The organism is Streptomyces cyaneofuscatus, from assembly GCF_000718135.1.
In the GTDB taxonomy this organism is placed as follows: domain Bacteria; phylum Actinomycetota; class Actinomycetes; order Streptomycetales; family Streptomycetaceae; genus Streptomyces; species Streptomyces cyaneofuscatus.
This window is the reverse complement of record NZ_JOEM01000027.1, coordinates 22066-37275: the sequence shown is the minus strand read 5'-3', so window position 1 is coordinate 37275 and position 15210 is coordinate 22066. Positions and strand designations below refer to the sequence as shown.

At 72.5% G+C, this 15210-nt stretch carries 12 protein-coding genes; 6 read left to right on the top strand and 6 right to left on the bottom strand.

The features are described 5' to 3' along the window. The first annotated feature begins 61 nt into the window (after window positions 1-61). Window positions 62-910, top strand: a complete 849-nt coding sequence (locus IF17_RS0132270) for a hypothetical protein (protein WP_030573798.1) — start codon at window positions 62-64, stop codon at window positions 908-910. A 180-nt stretch (window positions 911-1090) separates the two neighbouring features. Then, entirely contained in the window at window positions 1091-2563 is a 1473-nt protein-coding gene (locus tag IF17_RS0132265) for a DUF2637 domain-containing protein (RefSeq protein WP_030573796.1), read from the top strand. Between the two features lie 85 nt (window positions 2564-2648). Here the strand turns inward: IF17_RS0132265 and lysS are convergent, their stop codons facing one another. Next, window positions 2649-4415 carry a lysine--tRNA ligase gene (gene lysS, locus IF17_RS0132260; protein ID WP_030573793.1) on the bottom strand — a complete coding sequence of 589 codons (1767 nt, stop codon included), beginning with the start codon at window positions 4413-4415 and terminating at the stop codon, window positions 2649-2651. A 177-nt stretch (window positions 4416-4592) separates the two neighbouring features. Between lysS and argS the strand changes: the two genes are divergently transcribed. After that, on the top strand, window positions 4593-6365 hold the full coding sequence (argS, locus tag IF17_RS0132255; RefSeq protein ID WP_030573790.1) for an arginine--tRNA ligase: 1773 nt from the start codon (window positions 4593-4595) through the stop codon (window positions 6363-6365). A gap of 84 nt (window positions 6366-6449) precedes the next feature. On the opposite strand, the gene IF17_RS0132250 is transcribed toward argS, so the two are convergent. The 3 genes from IF17_RS0132250 to IF17_RS0132240 form a co-directional block, all read right to left on the bottom strand. Continuing rightward, on the bottom strand, window positions 6450-6806 hold the full coding sequence (locus IF17_RS0132250) for an antibiotic biosynthesis monooxygenase family protein (protein WP_032772926.1): 357 nt from the start codon (window positions 6804-6806) through the stop codon (window positions 6450-6452). Between the two features lie 188 nt (window positions 6807-6994). After that, complete coding sequence (locus tag IF17_RS0132245; RefSeq protein ID WP_030573783.1) at window positions 6995-7435, bottom strand: hypothetical protein; 441 nt, start codon at window positions 7433-7435, stop codon at window positions 6995-6997. A gap of 89 nt (window positions 7436-7524) precedes the next feature. Then, window positions 7525-8775: a phospholipase D-like domain-containing protein gene (locus IF17_RS0132240; RefSeq protein ID WP_030573780.1), complete on the bottom strand. Its 1251-nt coding sequence runs from the start codon at window positions 8773-8775 to the stop codon at window positions 7525-7527. A gap of 309 nt (window positions 8776-9084) precedes the next feature. Here IF17_RS0132240 and IF17_RS0132235 point away from each other — a divergent pair, with 309 nt between their 5' ends. Together IF17_RS0132235 and IF17_RS0132230 are read left to right on the top strand one after the other, a co-directional pair. Next, on the top strand, window positions 9085-10989 hold the full coding sequence (locus IF17_RS0132235) for a CoA transferase (protein WP_030573777.1): 1905 nt from the start codon (window positions 9085-9087) through the stop codon (window positions 10987-10989). Next, a complete protein-coding gene (locus IF17_RS0132230) occupies window positions 10986-12158 on the top strand; it encodes an acyl-CoA dehydrogenase family protein (protein ID WP_030573775.1) in 1173 nt (390 codons plus the stop codon). Before IF17_RS0132235 ends, IF17_RS0132230 begins: the two co-directional genes overlap by 4 nt. A 65-nt stretch (window positions 12159-12223) precedes the next feature. Here the strand turns inward: IF17_RS0132230 and IF17_RS0132225 are convergent, their stop codons facing one another. Next, the gene (locus IF17_RS0132225; protein WP_030573774.1) at window positions 12224-13600 is read right to left on the bottom strand and encodes a helix-turn-helix domain-containing protein; all 1377 of its coding nucleotides are present in this window, start codon (window positions 13598-13600) and stop codon (window positions 12224-12226) included. A gap of 204 nt (window positions 13601-13804) precedes the next feature. Here IF17_RS0132225 and IF17_RS0132220 point away from each other — a divergent pair, with 204 nt between their 5' ends. Continuing rightward, window positions 13805-14518 (top strand): DUF4232 domain-containing protein, encoded by a 714-nt coding sequence (locus IF17_RS0132220; protein ID WP_030573771.1) that lies wholly within the window; start codon window positions 13805-13807, stop codon window positions 14516-14518. A 101-nt stretch (window positions 14519-14619) separates the two neighbouring features. On the opposite strand, the gene IF17_RS0132215 is transcribed toward IF17_RS0132220, so the two are convergent. Continuing rightward, window positions 14620-15198 carry a dihydrofolate reductase family protein gene (locus tag IF17_RS0132215; protein ID WP_030573768.1) on the bottom strand — a complete coding sequence of 193 codons (579 nt, stop codon included), beginning with the start codon at window positions 15196-15198 and terminating at the stop codon, window positions 14620-14622. Between the last annotated feature and the right edge of the window lie 12 nt (window positions 15199-15210).

The window sequence follows — 15210 nt, the reverse complement described above, 5'->3', positions numbered from 1 at the left end:
CGCCGCCCGTCGTAACGTGGCACCACGAACGAGACCTCCGTGCCGTCCGAGTGAAGGAACCATGCACCGATCAGCTCCGCGACTGTCCCGCATACTCGCCTGCGCCGCCGTTCCGGTGATGCTCGTAGCCGTCGGCTGCTCGTCGGACTCCGGCTCCGGCTCCGACGCCGAGAAGAAGGCGGGCTCCTCCTCGTCGTCCGACTCCGCCGGGGCCGAGCCGACGAAGCCCGCGGTCGAACCGGCGAAGTTCACCGACCTGCCCGACGCCTGCACCTCGATCGCGAAGAACACGGTCAAGGACCTGGTGCCCGAGGCCAAGAAGAAGGGCGGCACCGCCGGCCGCTCCAGCGACCTCTCGGTGCGCGGCAGCTGCTCGTGGAACGGGCTGGACGACAAGGGCGTCAAGGGCTCCCAGTACCGCTGGCTGTCCGTCGCCTTCACCCGCTTCGACTCGGACCAGGCGCTGGGCAGCGGCGCCGCGCGCGCCACCGAGGACTACACGAAGCAGGTGGCCAAGGAGAAGGCGAGCGAGGGCGCGCAGAAGGCCGCCGCGGCCGCCGCCCCCGGCATCGGCGACGAGGCCACGGCGATCACGTACAAGCTCAACAAGACGGACGAGGACTTCGAGTACGCCACGGTCGTGGCCCGTACGGGCAATGTCGTCGTCACCCTGACGTACAACGGCGCCGGTTACGCGGGGGCGAAGACCCCCTCCGCGGCGGACATCCTCAAGGGCGCCCAGAAGGCGGCGAAGGAAGCGGTCGGCAAGGTCGACGCCACCGCCGGTGCCGGCAGCGCGGAGGCGTCCCCGTCGGCCGGGGATGCCAAGAAGGACGACAAGAAGGAAGAGAAGAAGGGCGACGAGAAGGGCGACGAGAAGCCCGCGTCGGAGGCCACGCCCAAGTCGTGACCTGAGCCGGCCCGGAGACCCGAACTCCCAGGCCGCACACCGGTTTCCGGAGCCCGGCCCTCCACCGAGGGCCGGGCTTCGCCCCTCCCCGCGCAACGCGACTCGCACACATGTGCCAGGCTGTGCCAGCGCCGGACGTGGATGCCGGACGGAGAGCAGAAGTCGGGGAGGGGAGCGCCGGTGGCCGCCATACCGCTGACACGCACACACCGGATACTCATCGGGATCGTCGTCGCCGGTGCGGTGATCATCGCCGCGATCGGGTTCGCGGGCTCCTACGCGGCCGTGCGCGAGCTGGCCGAGGCCAAGGGGTTCGGCCAGTTCTCCCTGGTCTTCCCCATCGGCATCGACGCGGGCATCTGTGTCCTGCTCGCCCTGGACCTGCTGCTGACGTGGATGCGGATCCCGTTCCCGCTGCTGCGCCAGACGGCGTGGCTGCTGACCGCCGCGACCATCGCGTTCAACGGCGCCGCCTCCTGGCCCGACCCGCTCGGCACCGCGATGCACGCGGTGATCCCGGTCCTGTTCGTCGTCTCCGTGGAGGCCGCCCGGCACGCGGTGGGCCGGATCGCGGACATCACGGCCGACAAGCACATGGAGGGCGTGCGCCTCACCCGCTGGCTGCTCTCCCCCATACCGACGTTCAAGCTGTGGCGGCGCATGAAGCTGTGGGAGCTGCGCAGTTACGAGCAGGTCATCAAGCTCGAACAGGAGCGGCTGATCTACCAGGCCCGCCTCCAGGCCCGGTTCGGCCGCAACTGGCGCCGCAAGGCGCCGGTCGAGTCGATGATGCCGCTGCGGCTGGCGAAGTACGGCGTCCCGCTCGCCGAGACCGCCCCGGCCGGGCTCGCCGCCGCCGGCATCGAACCGGCCCTGCTGCCGCCCGCCCCGAAGGCCGAACTGCCGTACGAGCCGCGGCGGGAGCAGGACCGGGTGTCGGGCCTGGAGCAGAGCCAGGAGCACGGGTACGAGCAGGGGCAGGGGCGCGAGGAGCAGGTGCCGCAGCAGGAGCAGGCCCAGCCCCACCCGCAACAGCACCCTCAGCAGCAACAGCCGACGTCCCTCCAGAAGCAGGGGCCCCAGCAGCTCCAGGCACAGGCCCAACTCCCCGAGCAGGCCCCGCAGGTCCCGCCCACCCACGACAGCCCCTGGTTCGCCGCGCAGAAGCTCCCCGAGGGCCCGCACGCGAGCGCGTACGACCCGCTCCACGCCGAGGGCCTGGAGCCCACGCCCGCCGCCGTCCCGCTGGGCCCCGGCCGCACCCGCCCCCTGGGCAACGTCGGCACGATCGGCGCGGTCCCGCACCCCCGCCGCGAAGAGCCCCAGGAGACGCCGGAGGCCGTACAGCAGGCGCAGCCCGTGCAGCAGGCCGCCGATGAGGAGCCGCCCGCTGTGCCCGCGCCCGGCCCCGAGGACGCGCCGCAGCTGGAGGAGTGGTCCCAGGAGGACAACGACTTCGCCGACCGCGCGTACGAGGAGTTCAGCGCGTACACGGACGAGGTGGGTGAGTTCCCGAACGTCGAGACCCTCGACATCCACCTGGCCGACCGGCGCGACGTCCACCACCCGCGCTCGACCGCGCTGCTCCTGGACCTGATGCCGCAGTTCAAGAACCTCTACATGCAGCGGGCCACGGCCGACCAGAGCGCCTGACACGCAGCGTACGTACGGAAGGCGAAAGGGCCGCCGCCCGGGAGGAGTTCCCGGGCGGCGGCCCCTTTTCGTACCTACGGCGGTGCTACGCGCCCAGCAGCCTGCGCACCCGCTCCGCCCCCACCGCGAGCAGCAGCGTGGGCAGACGCGGCCCCGTGTCACGGCTGACGAGCAGCCGGTAGAGCAGGGCGAAGAAGGACCGCTGGGCGGCCTTCAGCTCGGGCGTCGGCTTGGCGTCCGGCTCCAGGCCCGCCAGCACCTTCGGCACCCCGTAGACGAGCGTGGTGAGCCCGTCCAGCGACCAGTGCGTGTCCAGCCCCTCCAGGAGGAGGCGCAGCGACTCGCGGCCCTGGTCGTCGAGGGAGCCCAGGAGCTCCTTGTCGGCCTCGTCGCGGACGATGGTGCGGGCCTCGGCCGGGACCTGGGTGGTGATCCAGTTCTCGGCGCGGTCCAGGCGCGGGCGCGCCTCGTCCAGCGAGGTCAGCGGGTTCTCCGGGTCGAGCTCGCTGAGGATGCGCAGGGTCTGGTCCTCGGCGCCGGCGGTGATGTCGGCGACCGAGGCGAGCGTCCGGTATGGGAGCGGGCGGGGGGTGCTCGGAAGCTCCCCGGCCGCCGTGCGGACGGCCCGCGCGTACGCGGCGGCGTCGGCGGGCAGCACCGTGCCGTCGGCGACCTTGCGGCCCAGCGAGTCCCACTCGTCGTACAGCCGCTGGATCTCCTGGTCGAAGGCGATCTTGAACGACTGGTTGGGCTTGCGGCGGGCGTAGAGCCAGCGCAGCAGCGGCGCCTCCATGATCTTCAGCGCGTCGGCCGGGGTGGGGACCCCGCCCTTGCTGCTGGACATCTTGGCCATGCCGGAGATGCCGACGAAGGCGTACATGGGCCCGATGGGCTGCACGCCGTCGAAGACCTCGCGGACGATCTGGCCGCCGACGACGAAGGAGGAGCCGGGCGAGGAGTGGTCGACGCCGCTGGGCTCGAAGATCACGCCCTCGTACGCCCAGCGCATCGGCCAGTCGACCTTCCAGACCAGCTTGCCGCGGTTGAACTCGTTGAGCCGGACCGTTTCGGCGAAGCCGCACGCCGAGCAGGTGTAGTTCAGCTCGGTGGTGTCGTCGTCGTAGGAGGTGACGACGGTGAGGTCCTTCTCGCAGTTGCCGCAGTACGGCTTGTACGGGAAGTAGCCGGCGCTGTTGCCGCTGCCGTCGTCCTCGTCGGCGGCGCCGGAGCCCTCGGCGGCCTCCAGCTCGGCCTCGTCGACCTTCTTCTGCTGCTGCGGCTTCTTCTTCTGAGAGGCGGCAGCGGCCGCCGGGTCCTTCTTCGTCCGGTAGCGGTCCAGTACGGCGTCGATGTCGGCGCGGTGCCTCATCGCGTGCAGCACCTGCTCGCGGTAGGCGCCCGCGGTGTACTGCTCCGTCTGGCTGATCCCGTCGTACTCGACGCCCAGCTCGTCCAGGGCCGCCGTCATGGCGGCCTTGAAGTGCTCGGCCCAGTTCGCGTACGCGGAGCCGGCGGGGGCGGGCACCGAGGTCAGCGGCTTGCCGATGTGCTCGGCCCAGGACGCGTCCACGCCCGGAACCCCGTTGGGGACCTTCCGGTAGCGGTCGTAGTCGTCCCAGGAGATCAGGTGGCGCACGGTGTACCCGCGGCGGCGGATCTCGTCGGCGACCAGGTGCGGGGTCATGACCTCGCGGAGGTTGCCGAGGTGGATCGGGCCGGACGGGGAGAGCCCGGAGGCGACGACGACCGGTTTGCCAGGCGCACGACGCTCCGATTCGGCGATGACATCGTCCGCGAAGCGGGAGACCCAGTCGGTCTCGGTGCTGGTCTGACTCTCGGCCACGGTCGGCACGTCCTTCTCTCGTCTGTCGGTCCCAGTGGGTTACCGACCATTCTCCCAGCTACCCCCCGTAGCGCGAAAACGGCTTTACGCCCCGTGGGATACTCGGGAGAACCCTTGGTATTCCAAGGAAACCCTTGGTCATCCAAGGGCGACCCCCTGTACCTCCTACGGAAACGGCAGCCAGCCATGGCCTCGGTCCCTTCCCTCGCTTCCACGCTCCAGCAGCAGCTGGCGGACGCCCTGACGGCAGCTCTGCCGGATGCCGGCGCCGCGGACCCGCTGCTGCGCCGAAGCGACCGGGCCGACTTCCAGGCCAACGGCATCCTGGCGCTCGCCAAGAAGCTCAAGGGCAACCCCCGGGAGCTGGCGGGCCAGGTCACGGCCGCCCTCCCGGCCGGTGAGCTGATCCAGGACATCGAGGTCTCCGGACCCGGCTTCCTCAACGTCACCCTCACCGACAAGGCGATCGTCGAGACGCTGGCCGCCCGGGCCGCCGACACCGAGGGCCGCCTCGGCGTGCCGGTGAACGCGGCGGCCGGCACCACGGTCATCGACTACGCCCAGCCGAACGTGGCCAAGGAGATGCACGTCGGCCACCTGCGGTCGGCGGTCATCGGCGACGCGATGGTCAAGATCCTGGAGTTCACCGGCGAGAGCGTCGTCCGGCGCCACCACATCGGCGACTGGGGCACCCAGTTCGGCATGCTCATCCAGTATCTGACCGAGCACCCGGGCGCCCTGAAGCACGAGGGTGACGCGGCGGACGGTGAGGCGGCGATGTCGACGCTGAACCGGGTCTACAAGGCGTCGCGTGCGCTGTTCGACTCCGACGAGGAGTTCAAGGCGCGCTCGCGGGACCGGGTGGTGGCCCTCCAGGCCGGGGACCCCGAGACGCTGGAGCTGTGGCAGGGCTTCGTCGACGAGTCGAAGATCTACTTCCACTCGGTCTTCGACAAGCTCGACATGGAGGTCCGCGACGCCGACATCGTCGGTGAGTCCGGCTACAACGACATGCTGGAGGAGACCTGCCGGATCCTGGAGGAGACGGGTGTCGCCGTCCGCTCCGAGGGTGCGCTCTGCGTCTTCTTCGACGACGTCAAGGGACCGGACGGCAACAAGGTCCCGCTCATCGTGAAGAAGACCAACGGCGGTTACGGCTACGCGGCCACCGACCTCTCCGCGATCCGCAACCGGGTCCAGGACCTCAAGGCCGACACCCTGGTCTACGTGGTGGACGTGCGGCAGTCGCTGCACTTCAAGATGGTCTTCGAGACGGCCCGCCGGGCCGGCTGGCTGAACGGGGACGTCAAGGCCGTCCAGCTCGCCTTCGGCACGGTCCTCGGCAAGGACGGCAAGCCGTTCAAGACCCGTGAGGGCGAGACGGTCCGGCTGGAGGACCTCCTCGACGAGGCGGTCGAGCGGGCCACGGCGGTCGTGCGGGAGAAGGCCGGGAAGGTGGGCCTGTCCGAGGAGGAGATCGTCGAGAACGGCCGGTACGTCGGCATCGGCGCCGTGAAGTACGCGGACCTGTCGACCTCCGCCGTGCGGGACTACAAGTTCGACCTGGACCAGATGGTGTCGCTGCACGGCGACACGTCGGTGTACCTCCAGTACGCGTACGCGCGTATCCGGTCCATCCTGCGCAAGGCGGGCGACGCGGTCCCGGCCGCCCACCCGGAGCTGGCGCTGGCCCCGGCGGAGCGCGCGCTCGGCCTGCACCTGGACCAGTTCGGCGAGGTGCTCTCCGAGGTCGCGTCGGGGTACGAGCCGCACAAGCTGGCCGCGTACCTCTACCAGCTGGCGTCGCACCTCACCACGTTCTACGACCAGTGCCAGGTGCTCAGCCCGGACAACGCGCCCGAGGTCGTCGAGAACCGGCTCTTCCTGGTCGAGCTGACCGCCCGGACCCTGCACCAGGGGATGGCGCTGCTCGGCATCCGGACGCCCGAGCGGCTCTGACGGCGCCTGCCGTACGCGCGTCGGCCCCGGCACCTGCGGAACAGACAGGTGCCGGGGCCGTTCGCGTACAGGAGCCAGGAGTCCCTAGGACGCGGTGAGCTCCACGACGACGTCGTAGACCGCCGGGTTCGGTGTGACCGGCCGGCGGGTCTCCTCGCGCGCGGCCCGGGTCCGGGAGGCGAAGTCGGGGTCGGCGGTGGCTGCCTCCCACGCCTCCTGGCTCTCCCAGTGGGAGACATTGACGAGCTGGAAGCGGGAGTCCGTCGAGCGGGCCCGGTGCATCCGGGAGTCGATGAAGCCGGGCTTGTCCCGCATGAGACGGGCCCGCTCCTCCCACTTCTCGACGAACGCGTCGAGTTCGTCGGCGGCTATCTCGAAGACGTTGATGAAGGTGACGGGCGTTTCCGGGGTACCGGTGGCTAAGCCGTTGTCGGTGGTCATGCCGCAACTCTAGGAGCCGCGGTCACGCCACAACTCCAGGGGTCACGGTCGTCCCGCAGCCCCAGGAGTCACGGTCGTCCCGCGGCCCCAGGAGTCGCCGTCGTCCCGCGGCCCCAGGAGTCGCCGTCGTCCCGCGGCCCCAGCAGTCGCGGTGATCCCGCAGCCCCAGGAGTGGACCGACCGTCCCCCTACTGCGGGCGCCCCAGCGCCCACCCCGACACGTCCGCGAGCCGTCCGCGCCACAGCGGCAGCGAGACCGCACTCATGGCGCCGCCGAGGAGCGTCACGTCCCGCAGGTGGATCCAGCGCGGCAGCCGGGACGTCTCCGCGTCCTGCTCCCGGCCGTGCAGCTCCCGTACGCCCTGGTCGACCGTCTCGGGGAACTCGGCCAGCAGGTTGGCGCCTTCACCCTCGACCTGGCGCAGGCTCCTGGACCACTCGGCCTTCCACTGCTCGTGGCCGATGACGTCACCGTGCAGCAGACCGCCGGGGTGGGTCAGGGTGAGCGGCAGGCTGGAGCGCGGGTCCTCGTCCAGGAGCTGGATGAGCAGCTGGAGCTGGAGGTCGGGCAGGGGCTCGGTGATCACCGCGGCTGCCGGTGCCGGCGAGGTGTCGGCTGAGACGCTCATGGGCCCTTCCCTTCACAAGACGGACGCTAAGACGGACGCTGCTCTCCCCGCCTGCCCGGTCAGCCCCCGCCCACACCCCGCCGCCCGGCTCAGAGGTAGCGGCGGATCGGTACGACGGCCGCTTCCCGCACCCGCTGGAGGACATCGCGCCGCTTCCACCGGCCCCGCTCGATCAGCACGCTCTTCTCGCGGTCCTCGTCGAAGTGGCTGTCGAGCGCGTCGGTGAAGTCCTGGTCCAGGACCGCGAGCATGACCTCCTCGTCGTGGTCGAGGGAGCGCCGGTTGAAGTTGGTGGAGCCGATGAGCGAGGCGACCCGGTCGATGGTGACGGTCTTGGTGTGCATCATCGTCGGCTGGTACTGGTAGATCTTCACCCCGCACGCCGTCAGCTCCTCGTAGTAGCGCTGACCGGCGAGCTGGCAGACCCGCTTGTCGGTGTGCGGGCCCGGCAGCAGGATCTCGACCTCCACCCCGCGCCGGGCGGCGGCGCAGAGCAGCCCGGTGAAGTAGTCGTCGGGTGCGAAGTAGGCGGTGGTGAGGCGGATGCGCTCCTCGGCGGATTCGAGGACGACCCGGATCAGGGTCTGCATGTCCTGCCAGCCGAAGGAGGACGAGCCGCGGACGACCTGGACGACCGCGTCACCGTGGTGGTCGCTCGCCACGAACCGGTCGCGCTCGTCGAAGAGCTCGTCCTGGCACTCGGCCCAGTTCTGCGCGAAGGCGGCGGCCAGCCCGTCCACGGCGGGGCCGCGGACCTGCACATGGGTGTCGCGCCACTCGTGCTCGTTGCGCGCGTCACCGCACCACTCCTCGGCTATCCCGACGCCGCCGGTGAACGCGGTGGACTCGTCGGTGATGAGGACCTTGCGGTGGCAGCGGTGGTTCTGCTTGAGCGGCGAGAGGTAGAGCGGCTTCCGGAACCAGGCGACCGTCACCCCGGCCTCGTCCATCATGTCCAGCTGGCTCTTCTCGATCAGCCGGGAGCCGAAGCCGTCCAGCATCAGCCGGACCCGGACGCCGGCCCGGGCGCGGTCGGCGAGCGCCTCGGCGAACTCCTGGGCGATGTCGCCCCGCCAGTAGACGAAGGTCATCATGTCGACGGTGTGCTCGGCGGACCGGATCGCCTTCAGCATCGCGCCGAAGATCTGGTCGCCGTTGCGGAGGGGGAGCAGCGAGTTCCCCTCGGTGGCCGCGATCCCGATCAGCCGCTCCAGCCTGCGTCTGAGCCGCAGGGAGCGCTTCTCGCACACATCCGGGTCGAGATCTGCCCGCTCATCGGTCCGCGTGCGGTCGCGCGGATCCTGTTCGGCTCGTTCGGAGGCTTCGGCTATGCCGGACATCGGTCACCTGGGGGTACGGGGGTGGGGCCGCCCGCCGTCCGGAGCGTCGCCGCACCGGGACGGGCGTGCCAGGGCGTCGGAGACTGTACTCCTCGGTACGGGCCGGACTCAGCCCCGCTCCACCCTTCGGACCCACCTGGCCTCAACTCCCCCGCCGCGCGGCCTGATCCGGCTGAAATCCTCCACCCCGCCACCAAGATGAGTATGGTTAGCCTAACCTAACTAATAACTCGTCTCCGGTCGTCCGACCCGCGCCCGCCCGCGCCGCCCGCCCCCGGACACCACCACCGGACCATCCCGGAGGACCCGTTGACATCCGCGCCACCGCTCTCCCCGCTCACCACCAGCGAAGCCCTCCCGCTCGGCGGCCACCTGGTCCACCTGCCGCCCGCCCCGCCCGCCGGCCTCGCCACGGCCACCGAGGTCGTCCGCGACCACCTCACCCGGCTCGGCGCCCGGTTCGGGCCCGGCTCGGGCCCCTGGCACCCGGACGGGAGCGCGGCCCCGGCGCAGGACCGGTACGCCACGGCCGGCCCGGAGACCGTCATCGGGCTCAGCGGCCCGCACGCCCGGGGCACGGACTTGACCCTGCGGGGCTGGCCCGCCGGGGACCCCACCCCCTTCGACGAGACCACCGCCCAGGCCGCGACCGGCCTCATGGCCCTCCACGGCCGGGCCAACGGCGGCCCCCGCCCGCTCGGCACCGACTACCTCTCCACCCTCACCGGAGTCGTCGCCACCCAGGCCCTGCTGGCCGCCGCCCTCTCCGGCCTGCGTGGCACCCCGGTCCGCTCGGCCCGGGTCAGCGTGACCGAGGCCGCCCTCTTCTCCCTCGGCCCGTACGTGGCCGCCGCCACCGCCGGGGACGAAGCGGAGGAGGTCCCCAGCCCGCCCTACCGCCGGGCCGCCCGCCCGCCGTTCCTCTCGGCCGACGGGGTGCGTTTCGAGGTGGAGGCGCTCGAAGTCCAGCCGTGGCGCGACTTCTGGAAGGCGGTCGGCGCCCCCGCCAAGGACATCGCCAACAGCTGGCGGGCCTTCGCCGCACGCCACGCCCGGGCCGCCGCCCCGCTGATCACGACGCTCGCCCAGTGCGCGGCCCGCCACCGCTACGCCGACCTCCTCCTGGTCGCCGAGCGGACCGGGATGGGCCTCTGCGCCCTGCGCACGCTCGCGGACCGGCGCGCCGACAGCGACGTACGGTACGACGACGACCCCTGGGAGCTGCGCGAACTCCCCCGGGACGAGCGCGACGGGCTCCCGGCACCCCCGTACACCTCCTCCCGCCCCCACACCGGCTTCCCCCAACTCCCCCTCGGCGGCCTGCGCGTCGTCGAGTCCACCCGGGGCGTCCAGGGCCCGCTGGCCACCTCCGTGCTCCAGGCGCTCGGGGCCCACGTCATCCGGATCGAGCAGCCGGGCGGCGACCCCTCGCGCGGGGCGGCGCCGCTCGCGGGCGGGGTCTCGGCCCGGTTCACGGCGCTCAACGCGGGCAAGGAGGTCCGCGAGACCGACATCCGTACGGCGGCGGGGCGCCGCGCGGTCGCCGAGACCGTGGCGGAGGCGGACGTCTTCCTGCACACCTGGGCCCCGGGCGAGGCGGCCCGGCTCCGGCTCGACGAGGAGGACCTGGCCCGCGCCCGCCCGGGGCTGATCTACGCCTGGGCCTCCGCCTGGGACCGCGCACCCGACGGACCGCGCCCGGCGGGGACGGACCCCATGGTCCAGGCGTGGTCGGGCGTCGCCGACACCGTCACGACGCCCGACGGGACCCCGGCCCCCTCGCTGGTGACCCTGCTGGACGTGCTGGGCGGCCACCTGGCGGCCGAATCGGTCCTGGCGGCCCTGCTGGCCCGCGAGTCCGGCGCGGCGACGGGCCGCCTGCGCGTCGACTCCTCGCTGCTCGGCGCCTCCCGGGTGCTGCTGCGGCCCCTGCTGCGCGGCCTGGACGAGGCCCCGGGGACGCAGCCCGCGGAGGCCGGTCTCGTCGCCCCTACCGCCGACGGCCTGATCGCGGTCGGCGCGGGTGCCGGGACGACCCCGGCCGAACTCGCCACCGCCCCCACCGCCGCCTGGCTGGGCCGCCTCCACGCGGCCGGGATCCCCGCCCGCGCCGTGGTCACCGACATCGCCGCCCTCCCCCAGGACCCCGCGCTCTCCCCTTACTTCACCCACGACGGCTGCGCCCGGCCCACACCCCCCTGGAGCTTCTCGTGACCGCCGCCACCGCCTCCGTACGGACCGATCCGCAGAGCGCCGCCCCGCGGCACCCCGATGACGTCCCCCGCCTGCCCGCCCCGCCCGCCTCGCACGACGAAGCGGTCGCCGCCGCCCGCGCCATCGCGCCCCGCCTCGGGGCGTACGCGGCCGAGGCCGACCGGCTGCGCACCCTGCCCGCGGAGGCCGTACGCCTCCTGGACGACGCCCGCCTCTTCGACGTCCTGACCCCGCGTGTCTGGGGCGGCGGCGGCCTCGGCTTCGCCACCGCCCTGCTGACCACGGAGGAGCTCTCCCGGGGCTGCGCGTCGGTGGGGTGGGTACGCGCGGTGATGGGCGGCAACACCTGGACGGTCGCGCAGTTCCCCGTGGAGGCACGCCAGGAGGTGTTCTCCGCCCCCTCGACCCGCGTCGCCCTCCAGCTCCGCCTCAGCGGCCCGCCCGCCCGACGCGTCCCGGGCGGCTACCTGCTGCGCGGCATGTGGGGCCGCTTCTGCTCCGGCATCGACCACGCCGAGTGGATCGTCGCCGGGGTGAGCGCCCCGCCCGCCCCTGGAGCCGACCCGGCACCCCACTTCATGCTGCTCCCCCAGGAGCGGACGGTGGGCATCGACGACTGGCACACCAGCGGCCTGCGCGGTACGGGCAGCCGCTCGTTCACCGTCCCCGAACTCCTCGTCCCCGACCACCGCGTGCTCCCGCTCAGCGCCCTCGACCCCGGCCGCCCCGCACCCCACGGCCGCCCGAGGACGACCCCGTACCGGATGGCGTTCGCCGCCGTCGGCACGGTGGCGCTCGCGGGCGTCCTCCTGGGCGCGGCACGGGCGGCCCTGGACGCCTACGCGGGCTCCCCGAGCGACGCCTCGGGGCTCGACGTGTCCGCGCTCACCGCCACGGTCGACACCGCACGGGCGATGCTCCTCGCCGACCTGGACACCCTCGCCGCCTCCTCCACGCCGGGCGGCACAGCCGAGGAGCGGGCCCGGATGCGGCGGGACATCGCGTACGCGGGGACGCGGTGCCGGGAGGTCGTCAACGCGGTGTACGAGGCGTCCGGTTCGGCCGTGATCTACGACGACGCACCGGTCCAGCGGATCTGGCGCGACGCCAACGCGGCCGCCCAGCACCCGACGTTCGACCTCCGCCGCTGGGGCGCGACGCTCTCCTGAGGGGCCATCCGAACGGGGGCCGGCCGCTGCCACGGACAGCGGCCGGCCCCTCCCTCACCGCCCCCTCAACCCGCCTGGTACGGCTCCCACTTCACCTCGTCGTTGCCGTACGTGTACATCGGCCGCCCCCGCATACCGCTCGTCCGGAACGGCTTCCCGTGGTCGTCGATCCGCAGCATTCCCTCACGCCCGCCGCTGCTCCACTTCAGCTCCAGGTACCAGGTCACGTCGTACCCCCCGGCCTTCATGTCGAGGTTGAAGACCTCCACGTCCTCGGACGACACCTTGTACGGGAACGGCTCGGCCGGGATCGTACGGTCGCCCTGCGTCCCCGGTACGGGCGTCATGATCGGATGCCCGGTGTCCAAGTCGGAGGCGAAGGTCTGCGGCACGATGCTGCTGCCGCACCCGTTCCCCATCAGGTACGCCGACCAGGGCAGCGGCGCCTTGCGGGAGACCACCCGCACGTACAAGCCCTTCAGGACGACCGCCTCGCGCGAGGTCCCCTGCACGGTCAGCTGGAGCAGCATGTTCCCGGCGTCCACCCCGCCGTACGACCGGGCCCAGCCCCGCCGGTCCTGCGGCGGGGGCGGCGGGTCCACCCCCTCCGGCCCCCGGTCCAGCAGGTAGAACTGCCCGCAGGGCTCGTCCCAGTTGTACGAGGAGATGGTGACGGCGGGCGGCGCGCCGAGGCCCGTACGGGTGCCGCCTCGGGGCTGCTCCTCGGCGGAACCGGCCGATCCGGCGGGCGCGCCGGGCTCGGCCGAGGGCGCGGCGGACGGCGTGCCGGAAGACGCGGAGGGCTGCGGGGAGGCGCTCGGGGAGGCGGAGGCCGGTGGCCCCGAGGGCCGGGGGTCGGTGGCGACGGGCGGCGTGAAGGTGTCGTCGTCCGCCCGGGCCCCAGGCCCTGCAGCGCCCGCGCCGTCCTCGGCCCGCGCCCCGACGAGATCGGCGGCGACGACGGTGGCCGGCACGAGGAGGGCGGCGACCGCGACGGCGGCGAGGAGCACCCGCGTACGCCGGGAGAGCCGGGCCCAGGGGGAGGCTGAGGCTCCGGCGCGCTTCTCCGTGAGGGCAGTGGGAGGTTCGGGCGCAGGAGCGGGTTCAGGCACGGGCGCGGGCGCGACCTTGGCCGGAACCGGAGCCGCCGTCTCCGCCGCCGCCCCCGTAACTGCCCCCGCCCCCGCAGGCCGCCGCCGGGCCGCGTCCGCCACGATCCACCGCCGGTGCACCTCCACCAGCTCATCGCCCGCCGCCCCGCACAGCCGGGCGAACCGCTCGACGGGGGCGTACTCGTTGGGCACGGCGTCACCGTTGCAGTACCGGTGGAGGGTCGACGTACTGACGTGCAGTCTCCCGGCCAGCACCCCGTAACTGCGCCCCGAACGGTCCTTCAGTTCCTTCAGCAGGGCCGCGAACTGCTCGGCCTCCGGCGTCGCCACGACGGCGTTCCCCTCCCTGGTCGTCCCGGAACGGCATTCCAGGGACGTGGAATTCCCGCAGGTCACCGTATGCGTAGACGTTCCGGCATCCCCAATGGTTCGCCGGGCGTTGCGGCCGGAATCAGCCACCCCACAAGCTCGGACCAGACCGCAGCACCGACCGACGTACGAACTGACCTACCGAACACGGGGAGTACCACCGCCATGCGCACCAACCGCATCCGCACCACCGCGCTCGCCGCCACCGCACTGGTGGCCGCCCTCTCGCTGACCGCCTGCGGCGGGAACGAAGGCACCAAGAGCGCGGGCCCGGCACCGGCCGCCACGACGGAGTCCACCGCTCCGCAGACGCCGCAGACCTCGGAGGAGACCACCGCACCGCCGGCCGGGGCGCCCGCCGGGACCTCCTCCACACCCGCCCAGGGCAAGCACGCCGGCGGCAACGGCGACAAGGGCACCCACAGCGGCACCGAGACGGCGACCCAGGCCTCGTCCACCGCTCGCACCACCTGCACGACCGCGAACACCACGGTGACGGTCACCAAGGTGACCCGCCCGATCAACCACCTGCTGCTGACGCTCAAGAACACCGGCTCCGGGCTCTGCGACGCCTACTACGCGCCGCACCTCGGCTTCGACGGCGCCCAGTCCGTCTTCCCGATCCTCAAGGACAGCAAGCCGCAGGCCGTGGTCACGCTGGCGCCCGGCGAGGAGGCGTACGCGGGCATCGCCCTCAGCGGGGAGCCCGGCCAGGGCAAGCTGTACAAGAGCAAGAACCTGTCGGTGTTCTTCGCCAAGAAGAACGGCTCGACGTACGACACGCCCGCCAAGCTGAAGCTCCCGGCGGAGACCTACTGGGACGACAACGGCTTCGTCACCTACTGGCAGTCGGACCGGGCGAACGCCCTCATGTACTGACGCCGGAACGCCCTGAAGGCCGATGCGTGAACCGTACGTACGGTTCACGCATCGGCCTCCGCCGCATCACGCCTCACGCCTCACGCATGACTCATCACACCTCACGCATCGGCCGGTGCCGGATCCGTCTCGTACCGCAGGAGCACCACGCCGTTGCCGAACGTCCGGCTCTCCAGGAGCCGCAGCCCCTGCAGGTCCGCCGCCTCCCCGAAGAACGGGCGGCCCCGGCCGAGGAGGACGGGGTGGATGTAGACGCGGTACTCGTCCACCAGGTCCAGCCGCCGGAACGTCTCCACCAGGTCAGCCCCGCCGACGATCAGGTCCCCGGCGGCCGCGTCGCGCACCGCGCACACCTCGTCCCGGTCCACCTCGCGCAGCAGGGTCGCCCCCGGCCCCACGTTCTCCAGCGTCCGGGAGTAGACGTACTTCGGCATGTCCCGCCAGATGCCCGCGAACTCGGCCATCGGCCCGGCGTTGGCGGGGTCCTGGTCGGCCGTCGGCCAGAACTCCTCCATCAACTGGTAGGTGACGCGCCCCTCGACGAAGGCGCCCGCAGTCCGGAGGTAGTCGTTGAAGTGCTGGTGGACCTCCTCGTCGACGGAATGCCATTCGATGTCCCGGTCCGCCCCCTCGAAGAAGCCGTCGAGGGAGACCGAGATGGACGAGACGATCTTGTTCATGGAACCACCCAC